This is a genomic window from Streptomyces sp. NPDC107654, assembly GCF_055639035.1.
On record NZ_JBVKBI010000031.1, the window covers coordinates 65265 to 79267 of the forward strand.

Genomic DNA, 14003 nt, shown 5'->3' on the forward strand with positions numbered 1-14003 from the left:
CCGCGCCCGGGTCAGCCGGTGACCCCCACCACCAGCCAGATGAACGCCGCGCCCGCGACCGTGCACAGCAGGGTGGAGCGGGCAGGGTGCTCGTGGTGGGCCTCGGGGAGGATCTCGGCCGCGGCGAGGTAGAGCAGGGCGCCGCCGAAGAGGCCGAGATAGCCGCCGAGGAGGCCCTCCGGGACGGTGAGGAACGCGGACGCGGCGGCTCCGGCGACGGGGGCGACGGCGTCCGCGAGGAGCATGGCGAGGGCCTTGCGGCGGTCGTTGCCGTAGAGGCTGGTGAGGGTGAAGGTGTTGAAGCCGTCCGCGAAGTCGTGGGCGATGACGGCGAGCGCCACCGCGGTGCCCATGCCGCCGCCCACCTGGAAGGACGCGCCGATCGCCACGCCGTCCATCAGACTGTGCCCCACCATCGCCGCGGCCGCCGTCAGACCCACCTCCGGGGCCCTGTGATCGTGTTCGGCGGCGCCGTGCGCGGCGCGGCGGCCCGCCAGCAGGCGTTCCACCAGATGGGCGAGGAGGAAACCGGCCACGAACAGCAGGAGCGCGGCCGGGACGCCGTAGACCTCGGTGCCCGCCGCCCGGAGGGCCTCCGGCAGCAGGTCGAGGCCGACCACGCCCAGCATCAGCCCGCCGGCCAGGCCCAGCACCAGATGGCGGCGGTCGGTCACGCGCTGTGCCGTCCAGCCGCCGGCCAGCGTCATGAGGAACGCGCCGAGCGCGACGAAGACCGCCATGGCCCCTTGCTATCGGATCCGGTCGCGTTCCCGCACGTCCGACAGCCACAACCGCAGTACTCGTAGGAGAGGACCGATTCCCATGGCCGATGCCACCACCGGCAAGGTGACCTTCGTCGGTGCCGGCCCCGGCGCCGCCGACCTGCTGACGTTCCGTGCCGCGCGGGCCATCGCCGAGGCCGACGTCGTGATCTGGGCCGCGAGCCTGGTCCAGGCCGAGGTCCTCGACCACGCGCGCGAGGACGCCGAGGTCCTGGACTCGGCGACGATGTCGCTGGAGGACGTCGTCGCGGTGTACCGACGTGCGTTCGAGGAGGGGCTGCGGGTGGCCCGGATCCACTCCGGTGACCCGGCGCTGTGGGGCGGCACGCAGGAGCAGCTGGACCGCTGCCGGGAGATCGGCATCGCGACCGAGGTCGTGCCCGGGGTCTCCTCGTTCTCCGCGGTGGCCGCGCTGGCGCAGCGCGAGCTGACGATCCCGGAGGTCGCGCAGTCGGTGGTGCTGACCCGGCTGGGCGGTGGCAAGACGCCGATGCCGCCCGGTGAGGAGGTGCGCGAGTTCGCCCGCCACGGCACCACCATGGCGGTCTTCCTGTCGGCGGCGCGCAGCGGACAGCTGGTGCGGGAGCTGCTGGAGGGCGGCTACCCCGTGGACACGCCGGTCGTCGTCGCGTACCAGGCGACCTGGCCGGAGGAGCTGGTCGTGAAGTGCACGATCGGCACGCTGGAGGAGACGGTCAAGGAGCACAAGCTCTGGAAGCACACGCTGTTCCTGGTGGGCCCGGCGCTGGACGCCCACGGGACGCGCTCGCACCTGTACCACCCGGGTCACTTCCACGGCTTCCGCAAGGCCGACCCCGAGGCGCGGCGGGCGCTGCGCGAGCAGAGGGCGAAGAGTTGATCACGGTCGTCGGCACGGGGACCGGTGCGCCGGTGCCCGCGGACGTCCTCGCCGGGGCCGCGCTGGTGGTCGGCGGGCGGCGGCATCTGGACGCCGTACGGCTGCCGGACGGGGCGGAGCGGGTGGTGCTCGGGCCGCTGGCGCCCGCCCTGGACGCGGTGGCCGAGTACGTCGGCAAGGAGCTGCCGGTGGTCGTGCTGGCCTCCGGGGACCCGGGGTTCTTCGGGATCGTGCGGGTGCTGGCCGAGCGGTTCGGTTCCGGGCTGCTGGACGTGCGGCCGGGGGTGTCCTCGGTGGCCGCCGCCTTCGCCCGGATCGGGCTGCCCTGGGACGACGCGGTCGTGGTCAGCGCGCACGGCCGGGAGCTGCGGACGGCGGTGAACGTGTGCCGGGCCCGGCCGAAGGTGGCGGTGCTGACCGGTCCGGGCGCCGGGCCCGCCGAGCTGGGGGCCGCGGTGCCGCCGGACCGGGTGCTGGTGGTGGCGAGCGCCCTCGGTGACCCGGAGCGGGAGCGCGTGGAGCGGGTGACGCCCGCGGAGGCGGCGGCCCGGGACTGGGGTACGGCGGTGAGCGTGGTGCTGTGCCTGGACGAGGCGCGGGCGCTCGGTGCGGTGCGGACGGTCGCCGGGGTGCCCGGGGCGCCGGCCGGGTGGGCGCTGGCGGAGGACGCGTTCGCCCACCGGGATTCGATGATCACCAAGTCCGAGGTGCGGGCGCTGGCCCTGGCCCGGCTGGGGCCGCGCCTGGGGGACCTGGTGTGGGACGTGGGCGCCGGCTCGGGCTCGGTCGCGGTGGAGTGCGCGCGGCTCGGCGCGGCCGTCGTCGCCGTGGAGAAGGCGGCCGACGGGGTCGGGCGGATCCGGGCCAACGCGCGCGCCCACGGCGTCGACGTGGACGTGGTGCACGGCTCGGCGCCCGGGGTTCTGGAGGACCTGGCCGGTGATCCGGACGCCGTGTTCGTCGGCGGCGGGGGCCGGGAGCTGCCCGCCGTGGTGGCCGCGTGTGCCCGGCGGGCGCGGCGGACGGTCGTCGTGGCCATGGCCGCGCTGGACCGGGTGCCGGCGGCCCGCGCGGCGCTGACCGGCGCCGGGTTCGCCTGCGACGGGGTGCTGTTGCAGGCCTCGCGGCTGGCGCCGCTGCCGGGGGACGTGACCCGGCTGGCGGCCACCAATCCTGTGTTTCTGCTGTGGGGCGTGAGAACCCCGGCGCCTAGTGAAGGAGTAGTCCAGTGATCGGCCTGATTTCCGCCACCGCGGCGGGGGCGGCGGCGCGGGACCGGCTGGCCGCGGCCTGGCCGGAGCGTACGCGGGTGTACGAGGGTTCCGCCGGGGAGGCCGTGCGGGCCGCGTTCGCCGAGTGCGAGCAGGTGGTGTGCTTCCTGGCGACGGGGGCGGTGGTACGGCTGCTGGCGCCGCTGCTCGGCGGCAAGGCGGCCGACCCGGGCGTGGTGTGCGTGGACGAGGCCGGCCGGTTCGCGGTGTCGCTGCTCGGCGGGCACGGCGGCGGCGCCAACGAGCTGGCCCGTGAGGTCGGCGAGGTGCTCGGCGCCGAGCCGGTGGTGACGACCGCGACGGACGCGGTGGGGCTGCCCGGGCTCGACACGCTGGGCCTGCCGTACGAGGGCTCGGTCGCCGCGGTGTCCCGGGCGCTGCTGGACGGCGAGCCGGTGGCGCTGGAGGCGGAGGTGGCGTGGCCGCTGCCGCCGCTGCCGGTCGCGGCGCAGGGGTCGTACAGGATCCGGGTCACCGACCGGGCCGTCCCGGCGGGCGAGCGGGAGGTGCTGCTCAGGCCGCCGTCGCTGGTGGTCGGGGTGGGCGCGTCGAAGGGGGCGCCGGCCGAGGAGGTCCTCGCGCTGGTCGAGGGGGCGCTGCGGGAGGCGGGGCTGTCTTCGGCGTCGGTCGCCGAGCTGGCCACCGTGGACGCCAAGGCCGAGGAGCCGGGCGTCGTGGCCGCCGCCGAGCGGCTCGGGGTACCCCTGGTGACGTACTCCGCCGAGGAGTTGGCGGCGGTCGAGGTGCCCAACCCGTCGGACGCGCCGCTCGCGGCCGTCGGCACCCCGTCCGTGGCGGAGGCCGCCGCGCTGGTCCGGGGCGGTGAACTCCTCGTGCCCAAGCGGAAGTCGGCGGCGCAGCCGGCGATGGCGACCTGTGCCGTGGTACGGCGGCCCGGGCGCGGGCGGCTCGCGGTGGTCGGGCTCGGGCCGGGTGCCCGGGACCTGCTCACCCCGCGGGCGGCGGCCGAGCTGCGGCGGGCCTCGGTGCTGGTGGGGCTCGACCAGTACGTGGACCAGATCCGCGACCTGCTGCGGCCCGGCACCCGGGTGCTGGAGTCGGGGCTCGGCGCGGAGGAGGAGCGGGCCCGGACGGCGGTCGCGGAGGCCCGCAGGGGGCAGGCGGTCGCGCTGATCGGCAGCGGGGACGCGGGTGTGTACGCCATGGCCTCTCCGGCGCTCGCCGAGGCCTCCGACGACATCGACGTGGTCGGGGTGCCCGGGGTGACGGCCGCGCTGGCCGCCGGGGCGATTCTCGGGGCGCCGCTGGGCCACGACCACGTGTCCATCAGCCTGTCCGACCTGCACACGCCGTGGGAGGTCATCGAGCGCCGGGTGCGCGCGGCGGCCGAGGCGGACCTCGTCGTCACCTTCTACAACCCGCGCTCGCGGGGCCGGGACTGGCAGCTGCCCAAGGCGCTCGCGATCCTCGCCGGGCACCGGGAGGCGACGACACCCGTCGGCGTCGTCCGCAACGCCTCCCGGCCGGACGAGTCCGCGCGGGTCACCACGCTCGCCGCCCTGGACCCGGCGACGGTCGACATGATGACGGTCGTGACCGTGGGCAACACGGCGACCCGGGAGATCGCGGGGCGCATGGTGACACCGCGCGGCTACCGCTGGCAGGCGTCGCGGGAGGGGGCGGAGTGAACCGCGTCGTCCACCCGATCGAGCAGGAGTCCTACCGGCGGCTGCGCGCCCGCCTCGACACCTCGCACTTCCCGCCGCTGACGCGGGCGGTGGTGGAGCGGGTCATCCACTCCGCCGCCGACCTGGAGTACGCCGACGACCTCGTCATGGACGAGGGCGAGCTGGAGACGGCGCACGCGGCGCTGCACGCCGGGGCGCCGGTGGTCGTGGACGTCGAGATGGTGGCCGCCGGGATCACCCGGCGGGAGACCGTCTGCCGGCTGAGGGACGCCGTGGCCGGTCCGGGTCTGACCCGGTCGGCGCACGCGATCCGGCTCGCCTACGAGCAGGTCGGTCCCGGCGCCCTCTGGGTGATCGGCAACGCGCCGACCGCGCTGGAGGAGCTGCTGACCCTGGACGCCGCCCCGGCGCTCGTCATCGGCCTGCCCGTCGGCTTCGTCGGCGCGGTCGAGTCCAAGGCCGCGCTGCGCGAGAGCGGGCTGCCCGCCGTGAGCAACGTGTCCGAGAAGGGCGGGTCGGCGGTCGCGTCGGCCGCGCTCAACGCCCTGCTGTACCACCCCGTTCCACACTCCGAGGAGACCTCGTGACCACCCCGCCCGCCCTGCTCATCGCCGGACACGGCACCCGTGACGACGCCGGCGCCGAGGCGTTCCGCGACTTCGTCCGGGAGCTGGGCCGCCGCCACCCCGGGCTGCCCGTCGCCGGCGGCTTCATCGAACTGTCCCCGCCGCCGCTGGGCGAGGCCGTAGCCGAGCTGGTCGAGCAGGGCGTACGCCGGTTCGCCGCGGTGCCGCTGATGCTGGTGTCCGCAGGGCACGCCAAGGGCGACATCCCGGCGGCGCTGGCCCGCGAGAAGGAGCGGCACCCGGGCATCTCGTACACCTACGGCCGCCCGCTGGGCCCGCACCCGGCGCTGCTGAACGTGCTGGAGCGGCGGCTGGACGAGGTGCTGGGCGACACGGACCGCTCGGAGGTGACGGTGCTGCTGGTCGGGCGCGGCTCGACCGACCCCGACGCCAACGCCGAGGTGTTCAAGGCGGCGCGGCTGCTGTGGGAGGGCCGGGGGTACGGCGGGGTGGAGACGGCGTTCGTGTCGCTCGCGGCTCCGGACGTGCCGAGCGGCCTGGAGCGGTGCGCGGCGCTGGGGGCGCGGACCATCGTCGTGCTCCCCTACTTCCTGTTCACCGGCATCCTGCCGGACCGGGTGCGGCAGCAGACCGGGGAGTGGGCGGCGGCGCACCCGGACCTGGACGTGCGGTCGGCGGACGTCATCGGTCCGGAGCCGGAGCTGCTGGACCTGGTGATGGAGCGGTACGAGGAGGCCGTCAAGGGTGATCTGCGCATGAACTGCGACTCGTGCGTGTACCGGATCGCGCTGCCGGGCTTCGAGGACAAGGTGGGGCTGCCGCAGCAGCCGCACTTCCACCCGGACGACGACGGCCACCACCACGGGCACGGGCATCACCACCACGGCGGGCACTCGCACAGCCATGCGCACTGAGCGGTCCGGCGGGACGGGTCCCGATCTGCGGCACCACGGGGACGCCGAAGTGCGGGACGACGGGGCCGGGTTGGTCGACCTCGCCGTCAACGTCCGCGCGGACACGCCCCCCGGGTGGCTGCGGGAGGAGATCGCCGGCTCGCTGTCGTCCCTCGCGGCCTACCCGGACGGGCGGGCCGCGCGGGCGGCGGTGGCGCGGCGGCACGGGCTGCCGGTGGAGCGGGTGCTGCTGACGGCGGGGGCGGCGGAGGCGTTCGTGCTGCTCGCCCGCGCGCTGAAGGTCCGCCGGCCGGTCGTGGTGCATCCGCAGTTCACGGAGCCGGAGGCCGCGCTGCGGGACGCCGGGCACAGTGTGGACCGGGTGCTGCTGCGGGCGGAGGAGGGGTTCCGGCTGGATCCGGCGGCCGTGCCGGAGGGCGCCGACCTGGTGGTGATCGGCAATCCCACCAATCCGACGTCGGTGCTGCACCCGGCGGAGGCGATCGTCCGGCTCGCCCGTCCGGGCCGGACGCTGGTGGTGGACGAGGCGTTCATGGACGCGGTGCCCGGTGAGCGCCAGACGCTGGCCGCGCGGACCGACGTACCGGGTCTCGTGGTGCTGCGCAGCCTCACCAAGACCTGGGGGCTGGCCGGGCTGCGCATCGGCTACGTGCTGGCTGCCGCGGAGATCGTCGCCGAGTTGGAGCGGGCCCAGCCGCTGTGGCCGGTGTCGACGCCGGCGCTGGCGGCCGCGCGGGCCTGTGTGGCGCCGCGGGCGCTGGCGGAGGCGGGGCACGCGGCGCATCGCATCGCGGCGGACCGGGCGCATCTGGTGGCCGGGCTGGCCTCTCTCGCCTCTTTCGGGGTGCGGGTGGCACAGCCCGCGGGGGGTCCGTTCGTGCTGGTGCGGATGCCGGGGGCGGTCGGGGTACGGCGCCGGTTGCGTGACCTCGGCTACGCGGTGCGGCGGGGGGACACGTTCCCGGGGCTCGGCGAGGAGTGGGTGCGGGTCGCCGTGCGGGACCGGGCGACGACGAACGGCTTCCTCGACGCGCTGTCGGCCGCCCTTGCCGGCACCCCCGGAACGGACCGGAAGGCCGCTCCCCGCCCGGGGTGACCCGTGGGGCGGGGAGCGGCCGGGGGTCGGTCAGTTCTTCCGGCGGCGGGCCAACGCCACCGCTCCCCCGCCCGCCAGCAGCAACGCGAGTGCGCCGCCCGCGATGTACGGGGTGGCCGGACTGCCGCCCGTCTCCGCGAGGCCGGCCTCGCTGGTCCCGCCCTGGGGGCGGGGGGCGGCCGGGTCGTGGCCGGGGGCCGGCTTTCCGGTGGGCGGGGCCATCGGCGACTCGCAGGTGGCCTTGGCCAGGGTGAGCGTGCCCTCCACGTCGGCCACGTTGAGCTTCAACGGGTTGACGGCGACTTTGAGTTCGAGGGCGGTCGCGGCGGCCGTACGGGTCGTGGTGCGCCGCTGGGAGAGGTCGAGGCGGACCTCTCCGACGCCGGGGACCTTCACCTCGGTCGGGCCGCCGGCGGTCAGGGTGACGCGCTTGCCGAGGACGGTGACGGCGCCGAGGACGTTGGCGGAGGCCGCCGGTGCCCTGCCGGCCTCGCAGGTCGCCCTGGCGGTGATGGCGTCGGCCTCGATCAGGGACAGCAGGGCCAGGCCGGGGACGTGCAGTTTGGCGTGGGCGACGCGGACCGAGCCCTCGGCGCGCCGCGCGGTCACCGTGGCCTTCGCCTCGGCGACGTCCGCGCCGAGCACGGTGAACGGCCGGCCGCCGTTCACGCCGTCGAGCCGGGCGGACAGCGCCGTTCGGTCGGCGCTCCGAGGGGCCTGCACCTCGTTGAGGGAGACCGCGAGCGGGACGTGCACGGTCTTGGCGAGCAGGGACACGTCGAGGCCGGTGCGCAGCACGACGGCGGAGGCGCGACCGTGCGCGTCGGTCGCGTGCGCGGCGCCCGCGCCCCCCAGGAGCACGGGCGCCGAGGCGAGGGCCGTCGCCGTCGCGAGCGCGGCGAGACGGCGTGCGGGCATGCGGAAGTTGTTGCTGTTCAAGGCGGTGGGACCCCCAGACGGGACAAGCTTGGGACCCGTCAACCTTGTCCCCACTGTGGGTGAACGGTCAGCGATCCAGGGTCACTTCACCCAAACGTGGATCCCTCGCTCGCCGATTCGAATGGGGGGCGTGCCGGGCGTACACCTACTCGACGACCCGGCCGTTCAGCACCACCCGCCGCGGCGCCGCGAGCACCCGTACGTCGGCCCGCGGATCGGCCTCGTACACCACGAGGTCGGCCGGGGCGCCCTCCTCCAGTCCGGGCCGGCCGAGCCAGGCGCGGGCGGCCCAGCTGCCGGCGGCGAGGGCCTCGACCGGCGGGATGCCGGCGGTGACCAGCTCGGCGACCTCCTCGGCGACGAGCCCGTGGGCCAGTGAGCCGCCTGCGTCCGTGCCGACGAAGACCGGGATGCCGGCGTCGTGGGCGGCGCGGACGGTGTCGTAGCGCCGTTCGTGCAGCCGGCGCATGTGGGCGGACCACCGCGGGAACTTCTTGTCGCCGCCGTCGGCGAGCCGGGGGAAGGTGGCGATGTTGACGAGGGTCGGGACGATCGCGACACCCCGCTCGGCGAACAGCGGGATCAGGTCCTCGGTGAGGCCGGTCGCGTGCTCGATGCAGTCGATCCCGGCCTCGACCAGGTCGCGCAGGGAGTTCTCGGCGAAGCAGTGGGCGGTGACCCGGGCGCCGAGCCGGTGGGCCTCGGCGATGGCCGCCTCCACCGCCTCGCGGGGCCAGCAGGGCGCCAGGTCGCCGAGGTCGCGGTCGATCCAGTCGCCGACCAGCTTGACCCAGCCGTCGCCGCGCCGGGCCTCCTGGCGGACGTAGGCGACCAGGTCCTCCGGCTCGACCTCCCAGGCGTAGTTGCGGATGTAGCGGCGGGTGCGGGCGATGTGCCGGCCCGCCCGGATGATCTTCGGCAGGTCGGCCCGGCCGTCGATCCAGCGGGTGTCGGAGGGCGAGCCCGCGTCGCGGATCAGCAGGGTGCCCGCGTCCCGGTCGGTGAGCGCCTGCTTCTCGGCGGTCCCCGCGTCGACCGGGCCGTGCGCGTCGAGGCCGACATGGCAGTGCGCGTCGACCAGGCCGGGCAACGCCCAGCCCGTGACGGTCCGCACGTCACGGGCGCCGGCGGGGCGGTCGTAGGAGATCCGGCCCCCGACGACCCACAGCTCGTCGCGGACGTCGTCCGGCCCCGCCAGGACCCGGCCCTTCACGTGCAGCACGGCACCATCGCTCATGCACCGCACCTTAACGACCTACGGCTCGGACTTCCCCACCTGGTCGGAGATCTCCTCCTCGACCTCGGCCATCGCCGGGTCGAGCAGGCGGGACAGGAAGTGCCGGGTGCGCTCGTGCTGCGGGTCGCCGATCACCCGCTCGGGGCTGCCGTCCTCGACGATCACGCCGCCGTCCATGAAGACGACCCGGTCGGCGACCTCCCGGGCGAAGGTCATCTCGTGGGTGACGACCATCATCGTCATGCCCTCCCGCGCGAGCCTGCGCATGACGGCGAGGACGTCGCCGACCAGCTCCGGGTCGAGCGCGGACGTCGGCTCGTCGAAGAGCATCACCTCCGGGCCCATGGCGAGCGCGCGGGCGATGGCGACGCGCTGCTGCTGGCCGCCGGAGAGGGAGGACGGGTAGGCGTCCGCCTTCTCGGAGAGGCCGACGCGGGCGAGGTTCTCGGCGGCGACGCGCGCGGCCGTCTCCTTGTCCCGGCCGAGGACCCGGCGCTGGGGCAGGGTGAGGTTCCCGGTGACGTCCAGGTGCGGGAAGAGGTTGAACTGCTGGAAGACCATGCCGATGCGGCGGCGTACGGCGTCGATGTCGACGTCGGGGTCGGTCACCTCGGTGCCGCCGACGAAGACCTGTCCCTTGCTGGGTTCCTCCAGCAGGTTCACGCAGCGCAGCAGCGTCGACTTGCCGGAGCCGGACGGGCCGATGACGCAGACGACCTCGCCCTGGCCGATCTCCAGGTCGATGCCGCGCAGCACCTCGTTGTCGCCGAAGGACTTGTGCAGTCCGCGGACCTCGATCTCCGGGCGGCTCACCGGATCGCCTCCTGGGCCTTGGATTCCATACGGCGGACGACGAAGCTGAGCGGGATGGTGACCAGCAGGTAGCACAGGCCCGCGACCAGGATCGGCGTGGAGTTGGCGGTGGTGCTGGCGAGGTCGCGGCCGAACTTGGACAGTTCCCGCTCCTCCAGGGTGACGCCGAGGAACAGCACCAGCGAGGAGTCCTTGAAGAGCAGGACGAGTTCGTTGGTGAGCGGCGGCAGGATGATCCGGAAGGCCTGCGGGACGATGATGGAGACCATGGCCTTCGCGGGCGAGAAGCCGAGCGAGCGTGCCGCCTCCATCTGTCCCTTGGGCACCGCCTGGATGCCGGCGCGGATCGTCTCCGCCATGTACGCGGCCGAGACCAGGCCCAGTGCGAGGGCGACCTTGCCGTAGGTGCCGCCCGGGATCTCCGTGCCCGGGAAGGCGAGCGGGACGGCGACACCGACGAAGATGAAGATCAGCAGGGCGGGCAGGCCGCGGAAGATCTCGATGTAGACGCCGGCCAGCCAGCGGTAGGGGCCCACGGAGGACAGCCGCATCAGCGCGATGACCATGCCGAGGACGAGGCCGACGACGAAGCCGGACAGCGTGTAGAGCACGGTGTTCTTCAGCGCCAGCGTGATGACGTCCGGGAACATCTGCCGCGCGATGTCCGCCTGGGCGAACTGGTTCCGCAGCCGGCCCCAGTCCGCCGTGGCCGCGAAGGCGATCACGGCGGCGGCGAAGACGGCGTACTGCACGCCCCGCGAGACGCTGCGCTTCTGGCGCCGGGTCAGTCCCTTTTTCTTCGGCTGGAGGGTGGTGACGTCCGTATCGGTCATGAGGCGGCGGGAGAGGCGACGGAGGCGTCGTACGGGCCGATCCACTGCTCGTAGATCTTCTTGTAGGTGCCGTCGGCCTTGGCGGTCTTGAGGGCCTTGTTGACGGCGTCGAGCAGCGCCTTGTTGCCCTTCTTGACGGTGAAGCCGTACTGCTCACCGGTCTTGAGGTTGTCGACGACCTTGAACTTGTCCGCGTTGGCCTTGTCCTTCAGCCAGCCCTGGACCACGGGGTAGTCGATGACGACGGCCTGGACCTGGCCGGTGCGCAGGCCGTTGAGGACGGCGTCGGAGGACTCGAAGGAGATCGGGTCGTAGCCCTTGCCCTTGACGTAGTCCTCGCCGGTGGTCTGCGCCTGGGCGCCGAGCTTCCTGCCCTTGGCCTTGACGTCGGCGAGGGAGGTGACACCGCTGCTCTTGTCGACCAGGACGGCCTGGGTGGCCTCGAAGTACGGGTCGGAGAAGTCGACGTTCTTCTTGCGCTCGTCGGTGATGGTCATGCCGGCGGCGGCCAGGTCGCACTCCCCGGAGTTCAGGAAGGCACCGGTCTTGAAGTTCTCGAAGGGCGTGTCCAGGATCTGCTGCTTGACGCCGAGGTCCTTGGCCACGAGGTCGATCAGGGAGACGTCGAAGCCCTGCACCTTGCCGTCGATCTCCGACTGGAACGGCGGGTACGGCAGGTGGGTGCAGGTGGTGAGCTGACCGGCCTTGGCCAGGTGGACGCCCTTGACCGTGGTCTTGCCGCTCCCCGAGTCGCTGGAGGAGCAGCCGGCCACGGCGAGCGCGAGTGCGGCGGTCGCGGTGGTGGCGGCCAGAAGGCGGGTCCGGCGCCCTGCGAGCGTTTTCATGGGGACATCTCCTGTGGGGAACGGTGGCTTCCGATTATAAGGAAGGGTTTGAGTCTCTCAAACCAAACCCATGGTGACGAAGGCTTTCGACCTAAGATCGGTGGAGTCGACGTCCCAGACCTACCCCCGAGAGCGAAGAGAGCACCCCCGTGACCCACCCCTTCCTCGACCTGCCCCCGCTCACTGCCGAGCGCTTCGCCGCCATCGAGGACGGCGTGGCCCGGCTGCTGGACACCCGGCAGGACGTCCTGATCACCCAGGGCGAGGCGCTGCTGCCGCTGGAGGGCGCGATCCGCGCGGCGGCCGGTCCGGGCACCGTGGCCCTGAACGTGATCACCGGCCCGTACGGCCAGACCTTCGGCGACTGGCTGCGGGACGCCGGCGCCACGGTGTACGACCTCCCCGTCCCGTTCCACACGGCGGTGACCGCCGGGCAGGTCCGGGAGGCGTTCACCGCGCACCCGGAGATCGACTTCGTGTCGCTGGTGCACGCCGAGGCGGCGACCGGCAACACCAACCCGGTCGCGGAGATCGGCGAGGCGGTCCGGGAGCAGGGCGCCCTCTTCTACCTGGACGCGGTGGCCTCGGTGGGCGCGGAGCCGGTGCTGCCGGACGCGTGGGGCGTGGACCTGTGCGTGATCGGGGCGCAGAAGGCGATGGGCGGCCCGGCGGGGGTGTCGGCGATCTCGGTGAGCGAGCGGGCGTGGGCCCGGATGGCCGCCAACCCGAACGCCCCGCGCCGCTCCTACCTCTCCCTGCTGGACTGGAAGGAGCGCTGGATCGACGCGGGCCGCACGGCACTGCCGCACGCTCCGGCACAGCTGGAGATGCTCGCGCTGGAGGCCTGCCTGGAGCGGATCGAGTCGGACGGCCTGGAGACGGTGATGGCCCGGCACCGGCGCGCCGCGCTGGCGTCGCGGGCCGGCGCGGTGGCGCTGGGCGGGGGTCTGGAGCCGTACGTGTACGAGGAGCGGGACGCGGCGCCGGTCGCCACGACCCTGCGGGTGCCGCCCGGGGTGGTGGCCTCGGAGCTGGTGGCCCGCGCCCTGGCGACGGATCCGACGCTGCCGCTGGCCGCCGGCGGCGGCGCGCTGGCGCGGGAGATGATCCGCGTCAACCACTACGGCCCCGACGCGGCCCCGGGTGCGGTGCAGAGCTGCCTGGCGGCGCTGGGCGCGGCGCTCGCGGAGCAGGGCCGGCCGGTGGACCCGAACGCCGCCCGCCGGGCGGTGGAGAAGGCCTGGCGCTAGCCGGCCCCGGGAGGCCTCCCCTTCGAATCCCCCACGATTCCCCAGCGAATTCAATTCCCTTTCACAATTCCCGCCAATTCGCCGGACAATAGCTTCCCGTCTTCTTCTGCCCTCTTTTTGCAGAGCTAAACAGGGGACTTTGCAGACGGGTTTCCGGCGGTTTGCGGGCTGTGACACAATCCACAACCAGGGCGTTTTGTCCTTATTTGACACGGGACATTTCAGACAATCCGTCGAGGCGGTCGGCAGCTCCGGGAACCGCTCCCGTGCATTTTCGAATTCGCCTCGCTAAATTCGTGCCGCATGACTGCCGCATCCGCAGACCTGCTCATCGAACAACCGGCACCGACCGACGGTGCCGCGCTCTGGCGTCTCGCCAAGGACTCGAAAACCCTCGACCTGAACTCGTCCTACAGCTATGTGCTGTGGTGCCGGGACTTCGCCGCCACCTCGGCCGTGGCGCGCGGAGCGGACGGGGAGCCGGTCGGCTTCGTCACCGGATACCTGCGGCCGGACCGGCCCCGGACCCTGCTCGTCTGGCAGGTGGCCGTCGACCCCGCCCACCGGGGCCGTGGCATCGCCGCCAGGCTGCTGGACGGGCTGGCCGCCCGGCTCACCGCCGAACGCGGGATCACCGAGCTGGAGACCACGATCACGCCCGGCAACACCGCCTCGGAGCGGCTGTTCACCGCGTTCGCCGAGCGGCACGGCGCACGGGTGAGCCGCGAGCTGCTGTTCTCCGCCGACCTGTTCCCGGACGGCCCCCACGACCCCGAAGTCCTCTACCGCATCGGCCCGCTGACCGCCTCCACCCCCCACTGAGGAGCGATTCACGTGACCATCACCCAGCCCGACCTGAGCGTCTTCGAGACCGTGGAGTCGGAGGTGCGCAGCTACTGCCGTGGCTGGCCCACGGTCTTCGACCGGG

General features: G+C 73.8%; 14 protein-coding genes. 8 read left to right on the top strand and 6 right to left on the bottom strand.

The window, feature by feature from the left end:
• Nucleotides 1-11 precede the first annotated feature (11 nt).
• Nucleotides 12-740 (bottom strand): ZIP family metal transporter, encoded by a 729-nt coding sequence (locus ACZ7N4_RS34970; protein ID WP_471367085.1) that lies wholly within the window; start codon nucleotides 738-740, stop codon nucleotides 12-14.
• Between the two features lie 82 nt (nucleotides 741-822).
• Here ACZ7N4_RS34970 and cobM point away from each other — a divergent pair, with 82 nt between their 5' ends.
• The 6 genes from cobM to cobC are packed head-to-tail and all read left to right on the top strand — an operon-like array spanning nucleotide 823 to nucleotide 7158.
• Nucleotides 823-1641, top strand: coding sequence for a precorrin-4 C(11)-methyltransferase (gene cobM / locus ACZ7N4_RS34975; protein ID WP_471367088.1), 819 nt, complete (start codon nucleotides 823-825; stop codon nucleotides 1639-1641).
• Nucleotides 1638-2873 carry a precorrin-6y C5,15-methyltransferase (decarboxylating) subunit CbiE gene (gene cbiE, locus ACZ7N4_RS34980; RefSeq protein WP_471367091.1) on the top strand — a complete coding sequence of 412 codons (1236 nt, stop codon included), beginning with the start codon at nucleotides 1638-1640 and terminating at the stop codon, nucleotides 2871-2873. The genes cobM and cbiE overlap by 4 nt, the downstream gene beginning before the upstream one ends.
• A complete protein-coding gene (cobJ, locus tag ACZ7N4_RS34985; protein WP_471367094.1) occupies nucleotides 2870-4561 on the top strand; it encodes a precorrin-3B C(17)-methyltransferase in 1692 nt (563 codons plus the stop codon). Before cbiE ends, cobJ begins: the two co-directional genes overlap by 4 nt.
• Nucleotides 4558-5148 carry a precorrin-8X methylmutase gene (locus ACZ7N4_RS34990; RefSeq protein WP_471367097.1) on the top strand — a complete coding sequence of 197 codons (591 nt, stop codon included), beginning with the start codon at nucleotides 4558-4560 and terminating at the stop codon, nucleotides 5146-5148. Before cobJ ends, ACZ7N4_RS34990 begins: the two co-directional genes overlap by 4 nt.
• Nucleotides 5145-6062 carry a sirohydrochlorin chelatase gene (locus tag ACZ7N4_RS34995; protein WP_471367099.1) on the top strand — a complete coding sequence of 306 codons (918 nt, stop codon included), beginning with the start codon at nucleotides 5145-5147 and terminating at the stop codon, nucleotides 6060-6062. The genes ACZ7N4_RS34990 and ACZ7N4_RS34995 overlap by 4 nt, the downstream gene beginning before the upstream one ends.
• A complete protein-coding gene (gene cobC / locus ACZ7N4_RS35000; protein WP_471367103.1) occupies nucleotides 6052-7158 on the top strand; it encodes an Rv2231c family pyridoxal phosphate-dependent protein CobC in 1107 nt (368 codons plus the stop codon). Before ACZ7N4_RS34995 ends, cobC begins: the two co-directional genes overlap by 11 nt.
• 30 nt (nucleotides 7159-7188) lie before the next feature.
• Here cobC and ACZ7N4_RS35005 read toward each other — a convergent pair whose 3' ends face one another.
• The 5 genes from ACZ7N4_RS35005 to ACZ7N4_RS35025 form a co-directional block, all read right to left on the bottom strand.
• Nucleotides 7189-8097, bottom strand: coding sequence for an SCO1860 family LAETG-anchored protein (locus ACZ7N4_RS35005; RefSeq protein WP_471367106.1), 909 nt, complete (start codon nucleotides 8095-8097; stop codon nucleotides 7189-7191).
• A gap of 145 nt (nucleotides 8098-8242) precedes the next feature.
• Nucleotides 8243-9334 carry an amidohydrolase family protein gene (locus ACZ7N4_RS35010; protein ID WP_471367108.1) on the bottom strand — a complete coding sequence of 364 codons (1092 nt, stop codon included), beginning with the start codon at nucleotides 9332-9334 and terminating at the stop codon, nucleotides 8243-8245.
• Between the two features lie 18 nt (nucleotides 9335-9352).
• Nucleotides 9353-10147, bottom strand: coding sequence for an amino acid ABC transporter ATP-binding protein (locus ACZ7N4_RS35015; RefSeq protein ID WP_189307085.1), 795 nt, complete (start codon nucleotides 10145-10147; stop codon nucleotides 9353-9355).
• Entirely contained in the window at nucleotides 10144-10980 is an 837-nt protein-coding gene (locus tag ACZ7N4_RS35020; RefSeq protein WP_471367114.1) for an amino acid ABC transporter permease, read from the bottom strand. Before ACZ7N4_RS35020 ends, ACZ7N4_RS35015 begins: the two co-directional genes overlap by 4 nt.
• Nucleotides 10977-11825, bottom strand: a complete 849-nt coding sequence (locus ACZ7N4_RS35025) for a transporter substrate-binding domain-containing protein (RefSeq protein ID WP_471367118.1) — start codon at nucleotides 11823-11825, stop codon at nucleotides 10977-10979. Before ACZ7N4_RS35025 ends, ACZ7N4_RS35020 begins: the two co-directional genes overlap by 4 nt.
• A gap of 149 nt (nucleotides 11826-11974) precedes the next feature.
• On the opposite strand from ACZ7N4_RS35025, the gene ACZ7N4_RS35030 reads away from it, so the two are divergent.
• Together ACZ7N4_RS35030 and ectA are read left to right on the top strand one after the other, a co-directional pair.
• Nucleotides 11975-13075 carry a pyridoxal-phosphate-dependent aminotransferase family protein gene (locus tag ACZ7N4_RS35030; RefSeq protein ID WP_471367122.1) on the top strand — a complete coding sequence of 367 codons (1101 nt, stop codon included), beginning with the start codon at nucleotides 11975-11977 and terminating at the stop codon, nucleotides 13073-13075.
• Between the two features lie 303 nt (nucleotides 13076-13378).
• Nucleotides 13379-13897 carry a diaminobutyrate acetyltransferase gene (gene ectA, locus ACZ7N4_RS35035; protein WP_471367125.1) on the top strand — a complete coding sequence of 173 codons (519 nt, stop codon included), beginning with the start codon at nucleotides 13379-13381 and terminating at the stop codon, nucleotides 13895-13897.
• Nucleotides 13898-14003: the final 106 nt, after the last annotated feature.